We start from the raw sequence: 17,674 nt of genomic DNA on the forward strand, positions 1-17,674 counted from the left end.
TCGTAAGCAGTCTCAATATCGCCAGGGAATGCCAATGGCAAATCAGAACAAGTCAAGCTTACTGGTGCTGGTGCATAACAGTAAGGGTTCAATTTATCTTCAGGAGTAATGACCATCCAACAGATGTTCTCATTACCAGATTCGTCAGTTACACGTAGTTCAATGGTGATTTCGTTGTCGATATCACAACAGTAGAAGTCAACGTAGTCACCCCATGGGCTCCAACGGTTAGCACTTGGGTTACAAGTCTCGTTGCGCCAGTAGTTACGACGTACTTCCAAAGTTACTGCTCCACAGTTGTCGTTAGAGCCTTCGTCTACATCTGCAGCGAAAATGCGAGCGATACCTTCGATACCGTTGGCTACATCGCCACCGCCGATAGATACGTTCAACTCATCATCACAAGCTGCACTTGGCTCGATTTCGTCAGCTACGTTCAATTCGTATTCTTCACAAGTTTCGTTGCCACAGTCATCTTCTGCACATACGATCAAGGTGTGTGAACCGATTGGTGCCTGTACAACATCACCGTCACACAAGTTACCGCCAGCGAAGAATGAAACGCCGTTAGCAAGTACAGTGTAAGTTGTGCCCACTACGCTTGAACAACCGTTGCCATCAACAATAGTAGGGCAAGGAATAACTACGTTAGCCAAACAGCTGAATGGTGAGGTAGATACGTTGATTACAGCAGGAATACCACTGATAACAGGACCAGTGAAGTCTCCTACTTTTACGTACTGATCATAAGTGAAGTTCGTTGAAGGATTACACCAGTCAATGAAATTCCACTCACGACGGAACTTGTACGTGCCATCACATACGTTGATACGAGGCTCATCTGAGTAGTTTGCACCAAGGTTACAGTAAGTAGGATCTAGTACTACGTAACCAGAAGCCGTCAAAATGAAAGGCTCACCAGCAAACTGAGCAGTTGGATTGTCGTCAGGACCACCTACGCTACCGTCAGTTTCGAAGTACTCGTCACACTCAATTACTGCAGTGTAAGGAGGTAAAACGAAGAATGGGTTAGGATCACCAAAAATGTCATTCTCTAAAGTAGGACGATTGAAGTTAATCGTCTGATCACAAGATACAGTACGTGGAGTACCAATACAAGCACCATCGTAGCGATCAGCTACAGTGAAAGTACGCGTAAGTGTAATATCTCCACAATCGCCATTTTCTACTACTACATCAGACAAGGTAACCAATACAGGACCACAGTTGTCGCCAACTACAGGGAAACCAGTAAGGCCAACCTTATCAAGGAATGCATTCAATGCAGCAGAGCTACCTCCGAAGAAGGTGTTACGAGTAGCAGTGAAATCAAGAACGCCATTAGCGTCAGCAATCCAGTTCTGAGGAGTTTGGAATCTAATAAGATCAACATCACCACAGTATAATGGCACGTTAAGATCTACTGGACGAGGAACACTAATGCCAGCAGCGCTAACACTGTTACCATTGTCGCTTGTAATACCCAAGTCATAGTCGTTAGGTACATCATTACTTGCCACCATGATGGTGTAAGTCTGACCTCCTTCTAATACTAAAGGAATGCGGAAGTTACTAGTGAAGTAATTCGCAAGTCCAAGCTGAGTATTGGCCCAAGTACCTTCGGTACCGCCAAGGATATTCTCACAAGGATTGTCTGCGTTAAAGTCACTGAAAACAGAAACAACCAATTGATCAGCAACTACACCATCAACACTGATATTGTAAACATCAGTTGTACTGATGGTAACCTCAATCAGGTCATAGTTGTATGCACCAGGAACCGTTTCGAAGAAACTCTGGAAACAGCTGTAGTCGCTCAATTCGATGCTAGGATCAGTAGCGTCAATAGTACCACTCAACTCCTGAACAGAGAATAATGCAGCAATTTCATCGGTATCATCAGGACAAGTAACAACAGGGTCGGTCTTGTCTTCAGCGAAGACATTACCCCAACAAGTGTAAGCCAAGTTGTCAAATGCGTCATAGATTTCAGCAACGTAAGTGTGCGTTCCACAACCACTGATTACATCAGAGTTGGTACCGTCTACGAGGATGAAAATGTTCTCTGCACAATCAACGTTAGCACCCGTCAGAACCATCTGAGGAGTGATACGAGCAGTACAATCAGCACCTAAAGTAACGTTTACATTAGCAATACAGCCAATTTCACCGTCATAAGGCATGAAAGGACAGTCAGGATCAACAGGAGGAGCTTCTACAGTAAGTGTAAGATCGAATTGGTCAATCTCACCACTGTCACCAGCGAAGTTGTCATTGATGTTCAGCGTCCAAGTACCATTGATTTCCTCACCTGCGAATACAGTTGCGAAAACATTGTCAGTAGTACAATCTCCTTCGGCATCAACAGTCAAGCCACCTTCTGGCTCAAAAGTACCAGTGTAAGGAGCTGTGCCAGCTTCGATACATGTGCCTCCACCATTAGCAAAAATAGTTCCTAGATAATCATCAGCAGCACCACCATTGCCGCCAGAAAGCAGCATAACAGTACCAGCAGGAGAAATCAAGGAAATGTCTAAGTCACCGTCAAAGGTGTGCGTAAGGTTGATGGCTACTTCGTCAACAGAAGCGTTCGTTCCAATAACACCATTCAAGGTAACATTGGTCGTAACTACTGTAGTACCTGATGTTCCAGTACTAGGAACAGCAGCAGGTAAGCCAGCACCAGAGAAGGTCTGCGTCGTCTGGGAAATACCCAAGATCGGCAGAGCCAGCATGAGCAAAAGGCCTAGGCCCCACTGCGTCATGTTTTTTAAGCGTAAAGTTCGCTTTGGTCATAAGATTACAATTTGTTAAAATAAAAAAAGGTTATGTATGCTTAGTCAAATATAAGCCTATACAGTATGTCTTGATTTTCTGATAGTTATACACTATCAGTGTGTCAAAACATTTTTTTTGGTCGTCAATTGCCCGCAAGATACTATTCTAGCTAGCAGATCACCAAAAAAAAAAAGACTTTTTTACATATAATCTCAGGAGTATAATCACTAAGTGCTCACCCTGTCGTAAAAAAAAGCGGCTGAGTCGACTCATGTCTACTCAACCGCTACAGTCATCATTATCGCAATATTTTACAATAGCCTGGTTGTATTCCTGGCGTACTTGGTTTTATTTGGTTCAGTCTTTTCTATTTATTCACTATACGCAAGCTGCTGTCATCACTAATCACTTGCTCACTGACCTCAACACCTTGGCCTAGTTTCACCCTGCTCCCTTCTGCGGCTGTGATACTCGCTGTTTTCACCTCTCCTCGATCAGTATCCAAGCGACTGCCTCCATTCAAATTGGCATTCAGGTGTTGGGCATTTCCTGTAAACTCGATAGCCACCCCTTCATTACCTGTAAACATCAGTTCTTGTACATCAACCGTCGTCTTAAGCTCAAAATCTCCACTAGCTGTTATATTCAACTGCTCTCCACTGAAATCCTTGACGCGTACATCATCGGTATGGTTCAGTGTCAAAGCCTGCAAGTCAGGTAAGGTCAGGTACAATCTCACAGGCGATTCAAGGTCTGTTGCTTCCAGGTTTACCATTAGCATTCCCTCCTCCAGCGTAGTTACGACCTCGCTCAGGTACTGCTCCTCGCCTGTAAGGCGCAAATCATAGGTGTCCCCTTTTTCAATCGTAACCTTCATTGGGCCGATCAGGGTAATATTATTATAGTCCTGATACTGCGGCATTGCTTCTTGTTGCACAGGGGCGGCATCCGAACTATTTCCCTCACTGTATCCAGCCGGGCAGTCCTGACAGATCAGTCGGCCTTCAGCATTCATTTGATAAAGTTGGGTTGCTTCGGGATACTTATCGACTGACAGGTTTCCAAAATCTGCTACGTCTTCTCCTATTATAAGGTAGGCTCCTACCGGCACTTGCAATTCCATCTTCACCTCCTGCGCTCGCCATTTGCTTAATTCCGAGAAAGGAACCTCTTGCGGGATGGCTAAACTCCCCTCACTCACTTGTAATGGATAAGGTAATTCCGTAGCTAATGCTCTCGCATCTGCTCCACGCTTACCGCGTGCGGTCACCTGCTTACTCAAATGCCATTCGCTATCCGGGCTTTTCTTGATACTGAATCGGCCGGTTGCACCGGGTAGTTGCACTTCCTCATCAAAAACCATGAAGTGCTCGTTTTGGCGATTTTCCAGTTGGTAGTAGGATAAGCTGACAGTCTCTGCCGAAAAGGATTCCGTACTCAACTGCTCTTCAATATGCTCTTCTACCATAAACTCCTGAGCCAGGGTGCCTCCAATACTCGCCAGCGAAAACACATTGATAAACCAAAAAACAATCATTGCTGTAGACCAGCCCTTACCCATCCGTCGGCCAAAGACCACTCTTACGATCAGCAGAATGATGGCCAATAGTGGTAGCCCTACCGAGAACAGTACATTGATCATCGCTATGACCGTCATCATTTCCTGTCCAGGGAAAAAGTTAGTTAGTAAAGGCATGGAGAAGGTAAGTCCGGCAATAATGCCTAACCACACCATAGCAAAGATGAAGATGAAAAAGATGGCTGCGGCGATCAATAACGCACGCAAAACCTTCCCTATTTTGGGCAGCTGCTCGCGTGCAGCTTGCCAGCTATCATTAATGGTGTCATTTACAGCAGCGAACCGCTGCGAAGGGCCCTCGTCGTTCTCGTCATTTTCGCGCGGACTTTTTTTTTACCGGCCAGTTCTTCTCCCAGCTCGGTCATCTTCTCTGATAAATGTTCGAATTCTTCAGTAATGATCTTACTGATATTCGAGATATTGATCGGCTCGCCCCGCATGGCCAGTCGATCACCAGCGGTCTTCGCTTCAGGCATTAAGGCCCAAAGTATCAAATACAGCGGAATACCTATTCCACCAGAAATAACGACCAGTACAAAGAAGAGTCTTACCCAAATCGGGTCAGCAATACCAAAGTAAGCGGTCAGTCCGGCAGCTACACCACCTACTACCGAGTCTTCGGTATCCCGGTAGAGTCGTTTGCCGGTTTTTATCTTAAACTTGGCATCGGTGCCGCCGGCATCAGCCTGAGCACTGCCACTTTCGGTAAAGCTTGCGCCCTCGCTCATAGGATCGGCTCCGAATTCTTCGGGCCGTCCCATGATAGCGATAGCATCTTCGACTTCTTGGAAACCAACAATCGGGCGATTATTCAGCTGCTCTACAAATAGCTCAGCTAAACGGGCTTCAATGTCGTGGGTGATTTCTTCGTATCCTTCCGTAGCACGGAAATGATTGTGGATAGCTTCCAAATACGAGCGAAGGTGGTTATAGGCGTCTTCATCAATCGTGAAGGGATAGCCACCGAGATTGATATTATAAACCTTATTCATTAGTTTGATTGTTTTGCGTGTTATGATGGACTGCGGAGACTAAGTCGCTCCAGGTAGACATCAGGCCATCCAAAAATTCGCGGCCGTCATCTGTTATCGAGAAATACTTGCGCGGAGGGCCACTCGTGCTTTCCCGCCAGGTATATTGTAGTAGCTGACTATTCTTCAGCCGGGTGAGCAACGGGTACAGTGTACCTTCCTTCACCTCCAAGGGTGTATCTTTCAGCTTCTCCTGAATGGTAGAAGAGTAAATCTCATCCTCCGCAGCAATGGCTGACAGTACACACAGCTCCAGTACTCCTCGTCGCAATTGCTTGCCCGCCGCATCCAAAGCTTTTATCTGTTCTTCTGTCATCATAATGGTCTGGGCTTGTAATGTGGAATAACTATTTTCATTCGTACGTTCCATCATTTTTTTTGGCCATTTGTTTAAGCTTACTCAAGCGCATCATTTTCATTAACAATACCTTCTTTCTGTAAGTCTCGATACAAAGATAAGGTAACGCTAGGTATTATGCAATACATAGTACCTAGAAAAGACAGCTACTGTAGCCCTTTTTAAGTGCTTTCTCGACCAACAGCTACTTTTAGCCGATAAACGTCAAAATAAACTTTCAAAAAAAGAACGATCGCAGCCCTTCCTTATGTTTTTTCATCGGTAATAGCTGCGCTATCGTAAAAAGGTGATCTAAATCAGCATTGATTTCTCGTACTGAAGAGGTTGACCCTAAGGCAATATTCCCTACCTTAGTTTTCAGGGCACATCCCCCGCTTGGAAACAGCACACAAATAAATTGTGCAGTACGCAAAGCGGCGGTCGCTCCCTTACAGGGTTCGCTATTCGCTCCGTCCCGACCTGCAAAACCAAGTATGGCTTTGCAGGTCGGGGCCGCTCACTTTGTTCGCGCCTTCCAGGCAGCTTGCGCGGGTACTCCTCAGGTTGAGCTCCCCCTCACAAGCAAAAAAGCGCAACGCCCCCCCTGTAGTATAACCAGCAACAGTATATGGAAGAATTAGACCGCATCATAGGACGTTACACAGGATCACAACCAGGGCCACTTATTATCGCCTTTGGTGCTATGCATGGTAATGAATTGGCCGGCGTACGGGCCATTGATATGGTATTCAGAATGCTCAAGGTAGAACCCCAACAAAATCCAGATTTTGTTTTCTATGGTCGAATGCTCGGAATCAGAGGAAACTTAAAAGCTTGCCAACTAGGAGTGCGCTACCTGCAAAAAGACCTCAACCGGCAATTCACTCCTGAAAACATTCAACGCGTCCGTCTATCCCAAAACCATGAACTGAGCGCCGAAGACCTGGAACTTAAAACCATCCTGGAGTTGGTTGATGCCGAGATCGCTGATTATCAACCTACCGAGCTTTTTGTTATTGATCTACATACGACTACTGCCGACGGCGGCATTTTCTCCATTGCTTCGGATGCCCCCCAGAGTTTAAAGCTGGCCAAGTCTTTACACGCCCCAGTCATTACAGGTATGTTGAGAAGCCTCCGCGGAACAACCCTTCATCATTTTTGCTGCGATCATTTTTCCTGCCCTACTACCAGCGTTACTTTTGAGGCTGGGCAGCACGAGGACCCACTCTCTACCCGTCGCGCCATTGCTGCCCTCATCAACTTACTTCGCTCTGTACGTTGTGTTCGTTCCGAAGATGTAGAAAACCGCCACGATGATATCTTAATGAATTACAGTAAAGGCCTCCCCAAAGTAGCCGAATTACTACAAGTACACCCTATAAAAAAAGAAGATCGTTTTAAAATGGAGCCTGGGTTCCAAAACTTCCAGCCTGTCCAAAAAGGACAGCTATTGGCCAATGACAAGAATGGCCCCATCTATTCAGGTTATGATTGCCATATCCTGATGCCGCTCTACCAACACCAGGGCGAAGATGGTTTTTTCCTCATCCAGGTTATCGAGTAGGTCTGTTTTCTAAAACGCCTACCCCAAACAAGGCAAAGTCATACTTCACGGGATCATCAGGATCCAGGCGGCGCAGGTTGTCGGTCAATTCTACTACGGTCTTCCAATCTCTTTGTGTTCTGGTAATCAAACCCAAGCGTCGGGCAACCCGCTCTACGTGTACATCCAGCGGCATCATTAACTGAGCTGGGCTAATGCGTTGCCACAGGCCAAAGTCTACGCCACGCTCATCGTTTCGAACCATCCAACGTAAAAACATATTCAACCGCTTACAGGCTGAATTTCGTGCGGGGGTAGCAATATGCTTACGCGTGCGCCGAGGTGCATCCGGCAAACTGAAGAAAAGTTCATGAAAGCCCCGCAAGGCAGGTTCCGTCGTAACCGTATCGGGTGTCATAAAACGAGCGAAGGCATCTTCCAACGAATCATGCTGTCGGTAATACCACTGCAGAAACTCCAAAAAGTATAAGGTATCTGTATACTGAAAGGTGCGATGCTTGAAGTCTGCAAAACGAGCGCGATCTTCTTCCGTATGATTAACAATAAAGTCGTGAGGTGTGCCCTCCATCAGTTCAATCAACCGGATAGCATTATTGATAATGGTTTTACGCTGCCCCCAGGCCAGTATGGACACCCAAAAGCCCATGATCTCCTGATCCTGTGGCAATGTAAACTGATGCGGAATCGATACCGGGTCCGCAGGAATGAACCCTGGTTCGTTGAAGCGGTCTACTTGCTCATCGAGATAAGCTTTGAGGTCTTGGGGCATGAATGGTATTTTTCGCTAAGGTAGCAAACTGTGATCTAGCGTGAAGCTCGAAGGTGCGCAGCGAATAGCGTAGCACGGCGCACGGAGGAGCAGCAGCAGCGATAGCAGCGGTACCGACCACCGGGAGGTAAGAGCGAATAGCGCGATGGCGAGCCGACAGGCGCAGCCAGCTGCCCAAATGTTTTGCCTGAAATATTTTAGTACACTTATTCCGTGCCTTCAGCACTACCTATTCGTGCCAAAAACGTAGACTGGGCTTCAGCCCGGGCGTAAAACCCACGCTCGGGCTGAAGCCCAAGCTACACTTACGCCGTACCTTCGGCATTAGACGCCCCCTCCTTTCTAGTCAACACTCCCAAGATCACCAGACTCAAAAAAGTAGATGTATAGAACAGGTAAGAATAGGGCAAGGCGTTCATATTGAAAAAATAAACCAGGCAGAGTTTCAAACTACATAACGCAAAAAGGGAGGAGGCCACTCTGTGCCGCAACCGAAAATGATACCATATATATAGCAACGGAGGAAGTAGTAATGACCCCAGGAATACCGCCTGGTGCAAAACCAGCAAATGGTCAAAATCTACGAACCGTGCCAATCCAATATTTTTGGCAATCGTATTCTCGGTACGCCACCTTACATCGGGGTTCTGAAAACTATCCAGGTAAGCATCTTTCAGGGAATAGAAAAGATCAATTTCATAAATACCTTGCGAGACAATCATCAACAAAAGGCACATCACTGCCGTTCCTCCCATTATCCACAATGCTTTCCGGCGGTCTTCTTGCCAAAGCATATATATAAGGTAGGTGGCCGCCCAAAAAAGCAGGGCGTAACGACTCAGCAAACAGCCTGCTAAAGCGACGACTATCCAACCCGTTCGTTTATGATATACGGTATAGCCCAACAAGGCATAAAACCCTACTACTATCGGCTCTTCGGAAATGGTGATAAATGTGGTGTAAGTAACGAGGATATAACTGAGCAATATGAGCAAAGGCACGTACACCCACCATTGCCGGCCCGAATATTGCTAGCAGCCAAACTGTAGCGCCGCCCCACTCGCCAGTGCAATAAAGAACAGGTTTATGATTCTGATGTCAACGCCCGCGAGAATAGCAGGTATGTAAGAGAGCCACATCACGGGTAAATAGATAGGCTGCATACCATCCCATATTTCCGGGATCACGGCGTAAACCTCCTCCCCTGCCAACCAGCGCTCACCCATAATCTGGATAATAGGGAGCATGTCTGCAAAAGTATAATCCAGCGGTTGCGCCTTAATTGCCTGAATGCCGAAGTAACCTATTCCTGCTACTAGTAAACCAAAGGCAATGGTCGTCCACCTATTTGAACGCAGCCCCTCCCCTTGCGGAGCAAGTTTGCCAGCCTCGCGCTTCAGTACAGGTAACAATCCGATTCCGATTCCGGCCAACAGGTAAGTAATTGCAGCCAAATCCTTGTTACCAAAAGCAGCGAGGTAAGTCTGGCTAATGACTTCCAGCACCACCAATAATAGCAACAACGGATACCAGGAAGGTTTAAACAAGGGAATTGATTTTGGGCAAAGGTAAAGAAGTTTTCAAAGTAGTCATCTTGAAAAGGCAGACCAACCTACATGCTCTTCCTGCTGAAACAACCTACACATTAATGTAGGAAAAATGATTCGGCGCGATAAAGAAACTTACTCCAATCACCTTACTGCGCTCCCAGACTAATGACCTCAAACTCTGTCCGTCGATTTAGTTTTCTGCCTTCGGGGGTATCGTTTCCAGCCAGAGGTTGGCTTTCGCCGAAGCCTTTGTAACTCAATCGTTCTGTCGGAATCCCTTGGTTGACCAAAAAGCTGTAAACCGACTTGGCACGCGCCTCACTCAGCACTTGATTAGCGGCATCATCCCCCACATTATCGGTATGACCATTGATTCTGATGTTCAGCTTTACGTTCTTTTCCAACAGCTCCACTAAACGATTCAGCTCCATTTCTGACATAGGGAGTAACTCTGCGGAACCAGAGACAAAAAGTACATTCTTTAGTATGATCGGCTGCTCTCCGTTTACGGACAATTCTTTAGGAACTGGCTGTAAAGGAATAGATAATTCGTAAGGCTTTTCTAAGTCAAACGCTCCAGCCAATTCAAAGCGATCGGAGTAAAAAAGGTACCCTTCCCTACTCACCTCAAAGGCGTAGTTTTCGCCCATTGGCAACACTATCAGAAAGGTTCCATCCTCAAGCGTTTTTACTTGGGCGAAGGTTGTGGTCTTACCTTCTGCAGTAATCAGTACGTCAGCGCCCTCGATGATTTCCTTAGTCTGTGCATCTACGACGAGGCCTTCTACGTAAGTCAGCGACTGAGGGCGAGCTTCCTGATAGAGATCAAACTGGTAGATATCAAGGTCTAAAGGTGACCCTTTTTGGGTATTCTGATCAGTTGTGTAGTAAGCCTTCTTACCATTCAAGCTCACGACCAGAGTACCTTCTCCAGCCGACGTATTGATGGGGTAGCCTATATTCTTGGGCTCACTCCAGGAGCCATCTAACTGCATCCGACTGATAAAAATATCGAAATCACCTAATCCCGGATGGGTATTGGATGCAAAATAAAGCGTCTGTCCATCGGCATGAAGAAATGGGGACTGTTCATTCCCTTCTGTATTGATGGTGGGCCCTAGGTTTTCGGGGTTACCAAACCGGCCATCCAAACCTCTTTTACAACGCCAAATATCGCTACCACCGAAACCTCCGGGTCGAGTACTGGTGAAATACAGGTAATCGCCGTTGGCCGAAAGGCTCGGTTGGGTATCCCATTGTGCACTATTGATGGGTGTTGCAGCGTGGCGAAGGTTGCCCCACTCTCCTTTTTCCCGACGGGCATAGTACAAATCGCAACTACCGTAGCTATCCGGCCAGTTGCACCCCGTAAAATAGAGCAGTCGACCATCGGCGGACATGCTCTGCGCACCCTCGTTCTCCAAGGTATTAACCCCTGTGAGCGCCTGCCCTTTCGTCCAGGTGCCGTCTTCTTTCAATTCACTATAATAAAAATCTTCTCCTCCTGTATAGTTCACGGTATACACCAGATAGCGGCCATCCGCCGAAAAGGCAGGCAGGTATTCTTTGCCTGGTGTATTGATAGATGGGCCTATAGATTCAGGCGAAAAAGGTACAGGATTGCGGCGTAATTCTGCTGCTACCTCTGCATTTTTTAGATATCTCTCCACGCGCTCGCGGCGGCGATCCCGTTCATCAGCTTGAGCCAAGTAAGCTTTGTGGTGCACTGCTGCCTCTTCGTATTTCTCCAGGTCATACTCAACCAAACCTAGTTGGTAGATCAACCTTGGCTTATAATCCATAGACATGGCGAGCACCTCTTCCAGGTCATGCTCAGCCATCTCCAATTCCCCCTTAGCATAATGCATATCACCGCGCAGGATTAAGGCGTCAATAGCTTGAGGTTCTCTCTCTAGTAAAGCATTTAAACTTTTGATAGCATTATCAAACTGCTGCCGGCGCGCCAAAGACTCTGCCTCTTCCAGCAGCTTACGTGAACGTTTGTCCAAATCCTCATTGGTTATGTACCCTTGGGCTTGAAGATTTATAGTCAAAAAGAACGAAATGAAAACGCAACTGATAAAAATTAAGCGAGGCATTGGCAGGTCATTATTATTCTATAACAGTTTCTGTACTGAAACCGTGCTCTGCCAATAACGTTATATGTCCTCAACAAAGTTTATCTTGGTTCAATACTTTATCTAAAGTATCACCTAATTTTCAATCTTGTTCTATGCCTGGTTCTCTTTCCGACGAAATTCTGTCTTCCTGGCAGGCCAATAGCCAAAGCTGGATAACTACAATTGACCAAAACGAAATTATTTCCCGACAATTAGCCACCAATGATGCGATCGTCACTGCCATTGAACAGCATAACCCCTCTCGTGTCCTTGACATCGGGTGTGGCGAAGGCTGGCTGAGTCGTGCAATTTACGCTCCTCATCGTTTTGTCATTGGCATAGATGGTGTAGAAAAACTGGTAAGCAATGCTACTAAAAAAGGTGGTGGCCCTGCATATGCTTGTTTTAACTATGAAGATATTCGGCAAGGGAAGCTCCCTTCTTGGGAGCCTTTTGACCTCATCGTCTTCAACTTCGCTTTGTTTGAAGATCGGGCTACTTTCACTTTATTAAATCAACTAAAGCAACTCTTAGTCCCTGGTGGGCACCTTCTCATTCAAACCATTGCCCTTCCAGCGCACGAATTTTCTGGCTGGCGAACTGAATACTGGCGCAGTATGAAAACCAACTACCCCGCTCCATTCCCGTGGTATTATCGCGAGCGTGATGAATGGAAAAAAGACGCGCAGCAAAATGGCTGGAAAATCCATCGATTCACCGATGTTGTACATCCTGAAAACAAACAGTTGTTATCCTGGATTATTGAGTTGCAGGTAGCCTTTTAGATAAGCCTGTATTTGAGTAAGTTCCTGGTATTGACTATACGTTTTGCAACCATCGGGCATAAAAAATATGAGTCATCCCGAATTTTGATGGTCATCAAAATCCGTGCTGACCAACTGCAAAACCTATCGTTAAAAACGAAACCCCATGATTTCTACTAATGAAATCATGGGGGTTTCTACAAAAAGTCGGACAAATCACTCTTTTCAGCTAATTACGGACTCTTTCTAAGTTAAAGTCAGGCTGGATTTTGGCCTTAGCCAAAATTTGGGATGACTTATGTTTCCAAAACAAGTGCTACGCAAGGCTGTTAGGCAACCTCTGCCAATAGCTCTGCCGCGCGCTTAGAGCCTTCGTTGGCAGCTTGCTTCCAATTTTCTTTAAATCCCTTTTTTCCGCTTTTTTGCATAGCAATACCACGATGAAGCAATATCTCAGCCTGTAGTAGGTTATTGCCGTCACGCGTAGGTAGATCAAGAGCTTCATCAAAGCACTTGATTGCTTCGTCCATTTTACCGTCAGCACTAAGTGCACGGCCTTTATCAAAAGTTACCTGACGCCTGAAGATAAACTGTGGATGATCTTCTAGCAATGGCCGGGTCAGGAAGAAGTTAAAAGAGGCAATCGCCTTACTGTTTTCTCCCATCTCCATCTGGCATCTCCCTTTGCGGTGTAGTGCCTCCAAATAGACATTATGATGAGGCATAGAGTGCTTCATACTCTGCGTAAGGTCAGCAAGGGCCGCGGGCCAATTCTCTTGATCAATATGTATTTTTGCTCTTCCCAGGTAAGCATCAGGGCGCTTGCTATCAGCGGTCATACTAGCCGCATAATCAGTCATTGCTTTAGCGGTATCCCCCTGCAAATAATAGATAAACCCTCTACGCTCCAGTGCTTGCGCATGGCGAGGAAAACGCTTGATTGCTAAAGACAGTTTCTCTTTTGCAGCATCTAATTTTCCATCTACTAAAAGGTCTCTTCCTTCCCGAAAAGCCTGAACAGTTGTCTTATCACTATTAGGCTCGATACATTGGTAGTCCTGCAATTCTCCGTCCAGAACTTTCCACATATTAATATCACCTGCTATAGAGAACTCAGCTGCCTTACTCAGCATGTGTAGCGTATTCGTCCACATTTTTTCCGAGCTGGTAAATTTTTCTCTGGGAACAGTTAAAGAACAGGTTTCTTCATTCAATAACTCGTTGGCTTCCTTATAACGGACGTCATTTTTATAGCGCGTTTCTAAAAGGTGTGCAATTACCTTTATTGCTTGCTGAATACTTCGGGTATTCGCAAACTCTAATCTCCCCAGAATAATGACAGTGTATTCCATGCCCCCTGCTGCTATTTATAAGTTACTAATTTCAATTAAAAACAGCTCTGCACCTTGTCCCAATCCTCACTCAATAATAGATGCCAAACTGCCTTTGCTTAGGCCGTCACGCGACCCAAACAACCCCCAAACAATGTTTTCCGTATCAGTAAATACTCGCGTATTAATTCCAGAAGGGAGCAAGATTTCAACAAGAAATCTTACGACAAGTATTTATTTTGCAACTTAGAAACGTCAATAGGTAATAAGAAACTCCCTGCCTTTATGACAATACGTCTGCACTTGCAAACTTATTTAAAAAATCCGACTTTGCAAAATTTAATCAGGCTGCAACCATACTTTGCACCCTTCCGTGCAATTTGTGCAAATGTCAATTTGGTCTCTACCTGAAAACAACTGCTTCCGAAAATGTTGATAAGGTACCCCCTCCCATACTTCACGAAATGAACTTTCTTTTAGGTTTCCTAGTCGATGTTCAGCATCCTTATCAAAGCAACAAGGCACAACCAACCCATCCCAGGTAATAACAGCTCCGTGCCACAACTTCCAACAATGATTATGCAAAGATGCTTTTGGTTCATAGCGGCCATCTTCCAACTTTCTATATCGCCTCAAGCCATCTGCATCTGGTAAAAGTGGATTTCCAAATTCGTAATCATAGACCTGAGCTGTTTTGAAAGAAAGTGCATCTACCCCCAGCTCTTCTGCCATTTTCTTTATTTCAGGTATTTGGTGCTCATTNGGTTTCACTACCAAAAACTGGAGTACAATATGTGGCGTGGAGGATTTTAATTGCCGTTTCCATTTAACAACATTCCTTATCCCTTGTAATACGACCTCTAATTTCCCCGCTTTTCGGTATTGCTCGTACACTTCCTGTGTTGTTCCATCTACAGAAATAATTAGTCGATCAAGGCCAGAGCTTACGGTTTTTTCTGCATTCTCATCGTTCAAAAAATGGCCATTGGTAGAGGTAATCGTGTATACCCGCTGAGCATGGGCATGGCGAACCATATCCAAAAAAGAAGGATTGATATAAGGTTCTCCCTGGAAATAAAAAATGAGGTAGAGTAGATGACCTGCCAATTCATCTAATGTTGTTCGAAAAAAGTCTGCTTTGAGGTTCCCTGTAGGTCGACTAAACTGCCGAAGGCCACTTGGGCATTCCGGGCACCTCAGGTTACAAGCCGTTGTAGGCTCAAAATTGATAGTAAAGGGTAAGCCCCATTGGCGCGGTTGCCCTGTCCAGCGACTAACATAATAGCTGGCTATAACCAGCAGCGCATTCCAAATCTTGCGCCACCTGAGTTTTCGAATAAAATTGATGGTATCTGCCCAAACGATGCGCTGCATAACCTTAATATTGCGCAGAAAATAAAACACTATTTTCCACAAGTCCAAACAGTTAACCCACTTAAAATGAACCGCTTGGCCAACTATTGTGAAAGCCAAAATCGTGTTTTGTTTTCGTGCTGTCCCTTAGAGCTTGTTTGGAAATTTCATTTGGTGAAAAATAATTACTCCAAATTAAAGGAAGAAATAAAGTTAATGCTTCCTTATTTCCAAGGAATTTCGAACCTGTCGTCGAAATAAAACCCTTACTTAGCCCGCTAAGCTCGGCTTTGATTTCTTTGCCAGAACCGTAATTCGTTGGAAATCAGTTCGCAAAATTTCCAAACAAGCTCTTAATTAGAGTCCTCTTCGTAAGAGACCTTCACACGCTCATTGATGTTGAGCACCTTGACTTCGGTACGACGATTAAGGACGTGTTCGGCATCGCTACAATTAACGCCATCAGCACAATGGTTTCGCAAATGTGCTTCTCCATAACCAACTGTTCGGATACGGTTAGCTGTAATCCCTCGCTGAATAAGAAACTCTTTCGCAGACTGGGCTCTCCGCAGAGAAAGATCAAGGTTGTACTCGTCTGTTCCCCTGCTATCAGTATGAGCGCCCAACTCAATTTGCATACTTGGATAAAGGTTCATCAATTGTGACAAGGCCTCCAAGTCCTGGGCGGCTCCTTTCCGAATTGCCGATTTATTAAAATCGTAATAAATATTTTCCAAGACAATGACTGTGCCTTCTTTGATTGGCTCTCTTAAAATCGCATCGGAGGTAGGGTGAATCATTAAATTAGCACTCAAAGAGCGACTTCCCCGCAAACGAACGGTAGTTATCCGTGTAGCTCCTGACTCGTAACCTGGCTTTGTACCCTCCAACACATAGTCGCAACCAATAGGTAGGCATATCTCATAATTCCCCCCAATATTACTACGATAAGTTGCAACAGAGTTATCACACAGGTTCGTTAATGTAATCGTAGCACTGGGAATAGCAATCTGAAAGCGATCTGAAAGAACCGTCCCTGTTAGCATAATACAGTTGGTTGGTTCCATAAGAAAATCCAAGGGTTGATCAGGCCCAAGCTCATCCGTTTTAAAGCGTAATTCCTGAGTAAAATAATCAGGCTTGGACACCAATAGAAGATAGTCTTTCTCCGCCTGTAGCTGTAGAACAGCTTCCCCGTTTCGGTCAGTAACAGCAAGAGGACTCCCAAGGTTATCATCCTTTTTCCTCACCATTTTCATCATCATCTCACCATCCTTGCCCTCACTTGGCACCAACTCCAGGTCATAGGCGGCTTCATCGTCAATTAAGCCATCTTTATTTAATTCAAAAAGTCGTATTGCGGCACCTATCATCCGACGACTTGTTGTTTTATCCGTAATACTCACGACACCACTCAAGACGGCTGTTGGCTGAATGCCCTGCATTCCCAGAGGGGCTTTGAACATATAAACATCATCCTGCCCAAATCCACCTTCTCTTGCCGATGAAAAATAACCGCTACGGCCATCAGGTAATATGACTAAACCCAAGTCATCGTCAGGCGAATTAAAGGGGTTACCCATATTGAAAACTTGGCCCCACTTGCGGCCAGCCATATCAATCATGTATAAATCCAGGTCTTTCCGCCCTGCGCCGTGGTGACCGTCCGAGGAGAAGAAAAGCGTTCCACTCTGATGAAAGAAAGGAAACACCTCATTGCCACTGGTATTTATTTCCGGGCCTAAATTGATTGGTGCTGACCATTGCCCATTGTCCCATTCTACCACGTAAAGGTCCATTCCTCCGTAACCATTTGGGCGATCCGATGAGAAAAAAAGTTTTTTCTCATCGGCCGAAATAGCGGGGTGAACACTACGATAATCATCGCTATTAAACGGGAGTTCTTTGACGTTTTCCCAATCAAATAAGCCGCGGGTAGCCTCATAGATTTTTTCTACAGAACGCCCTCTGCCATCTGACCGACGAACGCCATTACGTGAGTTGGTACGGGTAAAGAAGATCCGGTCTCCTGAAGGACTAAAAGAGACAGGCCCCTCGTGGTAAGCAGAGTTCAATTCGGTAGAAAATGACTCGGGTTTACCGGGCATCCCGTTAGGGTCTAGTTCTGCATAAAATAGCTCAAAGAACGTTTGGCCTGTTTTGGGGTCTATTGGCCCATTTTTATAACGAGAGACAAAGACCAGACCATTTTCATAAACTGCGGGGCAAAACTCAAGCCCTTCAGAATTAACCGGACTGGTATTAAATATACGAACCTCCTGCCCGGTGTGAGAATACTCCGAAACAGGTTGAGCATGCACCATGACTGTCAGCCATAATAAAACCAGCCCTATTAGGTTCCTTTTTTTCATTGTGTTCAAAATACGTCAGCATTGCGCAAAAAACAAATTGAGCCGTCTCTAAGGTTTTTTCAAATAGCTGACACGCTTTGAATGAACCGCTTTGACAGCTTTTTGAAAAACGACAGCTCAACT

General features: G+C 45.5%; 13 protein-coding genes. 2 read left to right on the forward strand and 11 right to left on the reverse strand.

All coding sequences use genetic code 11. From position 1 onward, the window contains the following. The 4 genes from A3EU_RS31130 to A3EU_RS0119550 all read right to left on the reverse strand — a co-directional run. A partial coding sequence (locus A3EU_RS31130) for a proprotein convertase P-domain-containing protein (protein WP_044086225.1) occupies positions 1–2,765 on the reverse strand: 2,765 nt, incomplete at its 3' end. A gap of 380 nt (positions 2,766–3,145) precedes the next feature. Then, positions 3,146–4,618 (reverse strand): GIN domain-containing protein, encoded by a 1,473-nt coding sequence (locus A3EU_RS0119540; RefSeq protein ID WP_425412716.1) that lies wholly within the window; start codon positions 4,616–4,618, stop codon positions 3,146–3,148. Between the two features lie 8 nt (positions 4,619–4,626). Then, on the reverse strand, positions 4,627–5,349 hold the full coding sequence (locus A3EU_RS0119545) for a PspC domain-containing protein (RefSeq protein ID WP_020537889.1): 723 nt from the start codon (positions 5,347–5,349) through the stop codon (positions 4,627–4,629). After that, a complete protein-coding gene (locus A3EU_RS0119550; RefSeq protein WP_020537890.1) occupies positions 5,342–5,761 on the reverse strand; it encodes a PadR family transcriptional regulator in 420 nt (139 codons plus the stop codon). Before A3EU_RS0119550 ends, A3EU_RS0119545 begins: the two co-directional genes overlap by 8 nt. Before the next feature lie 592 nt (positions 5,762–6,353). Here A3EU_RS0119550 and A3EU_RS0119560 point away from each other — a divergent pair. Continuing rightward, positions 6,354–7,292 carry a succinylglutamate desuccinylase/aspartoacylase domain-containing protein gene (locus A3EU_RS0119560; RefSeq protein WP_020537892.1) on the forward strand — a complete coding sequence of 313 codons (939 nt, stop codon included), beginning with the start codon at positions 6,354–6,356 and terminating at the stop codon, positions 7,290–7,292. Here A3EU_RS0119560 and A3EU_RS0119565 read toward each other — a convergent pair. The 4 genes from A3EU_RS0119565 to A3EU_RS0119580 form a co-directional block, all read right to left on the reverse strand. Beyond that, positions 7,282–8,061: a TIGR02757 family protein gene (locus A3EU_RS0119565; protein WP_020537893.1), complete on the reverse strand. Its 780-nt coding sequence runs from the start codon at positions 8,059–8,061 to the stop codon at positions 7,282–7,284. The genes A3EU_RS0119560 and A3EU_RS0119565 overlap by 11 nt on opposite strands. 305 nt (positions 8,062–8,366) lie before the next feature. Then, complete coding sequence (locus tag A3EU_RS0119570) at positions 8,367–9,062, reverse strand: hypothetical protein (protein WP_044086226.1); 696 nt, start codon at positions 9,060–9,062, stop codon at positions 8,367–8,369. 30 nt (positions 9,063–9,092) lie between these two features. Next, positions 9,093–9,608 (reverse strand): hypothetical protein, encoded by a 516-nt coding sequence (locus tag A3EU_RS0119575; RefSeq protein ID WP_020537895.1) that lies wholly within the window; start codon positions 9,606–9,608, stop codon positions 9,093–9,095. Positions 9,609–9,757: 149 nt separating this feature from the next. Beyond that, positions 9,758–11,620, reverse strand: coding sequence for an OmpA family protein (locus tag A3EU_RS0119580; protein WP_169433377.1), 1,863 nt, complete (start codon positions 11,618–11,620; stop codon positions 9,758–9,760). A gap of 224 nt (positions 11,621–11,844) precedes the next feature. Between A3EU_RS0119580 and A3EU_RS31135 the strand changes: the two genes are divergently transcribed. After that, a complete protein-coding gene (locus tag A3EU_RS31135; RefSeq protein ID WP_020537897.1) occupies positions 11,845–12,516 on the forward strand; it encodes a methyltransferase domain-containing protein in 672 nt (223 codons plus the stop codon). A gap of 308 nt (positions 12,517–12,824) precedes the next feature. Here the strand turns inward: A3EU_RS31135 and A3EU_RS0119590 are convergent, their stop codons facing one another. The 3 genes from A3EU_RS0119590 to A3EU_RS0119600 all read right to left on the reverse strand — a co-directional run bounded on the left by A3EU_RS0119590 (position 12,825) and on the right by A3EU_RS0119600 (position 17,551). Beyond that, on the reverse strand, positions 12,825–13,847 hold the full coding sequence (locus tag A3EU_RS0119590; protein ID WP_020537898.1) for a tetratricopeptide repeat protein: 1,023 nt from the start codon (positions 13,845–13,847) through the stop codon (positions 12,825–12,827). 318 nt (positions 13,848–14,165) lie between these two features. Next, positions 14,166–15,200, reverse strand: a complete 1,035-nt coding sequence (locus A3EU_RS0119595) for an SPASM domain-containing protein (protein ID WP_026211481.1) — start codon at positions 15,198–15,200, stop codon at positions 14,166–14,168. A 332-nt stretch (positions 15,201–15,532) separates the two neighbouring features. Beyond that, complete coding sequence (locus A3EU_RS0119600) at positions 15,533–17,551, reverse strand: OmpA family protein (protein WP_020537900.1); 2,019 nt, start codon at positions 17,549–17,551, stop codon at positions 15,533–15,535. Between the last annotated feature and the right edge of the window lie 123 nt (positions 17,552–17,674).

Origin of the sequence: Lewinella cohaerens DSM 23179 (genome assembly GCF_000379805.1) — a bacterium.
GTDB classification, from domain to species: domain Bacteria; phylum Bacteroidota; class Bacteroidia; order Chitinophagales; family Saprospiraceae; genus Lewinella; species Lewinella cohaerens.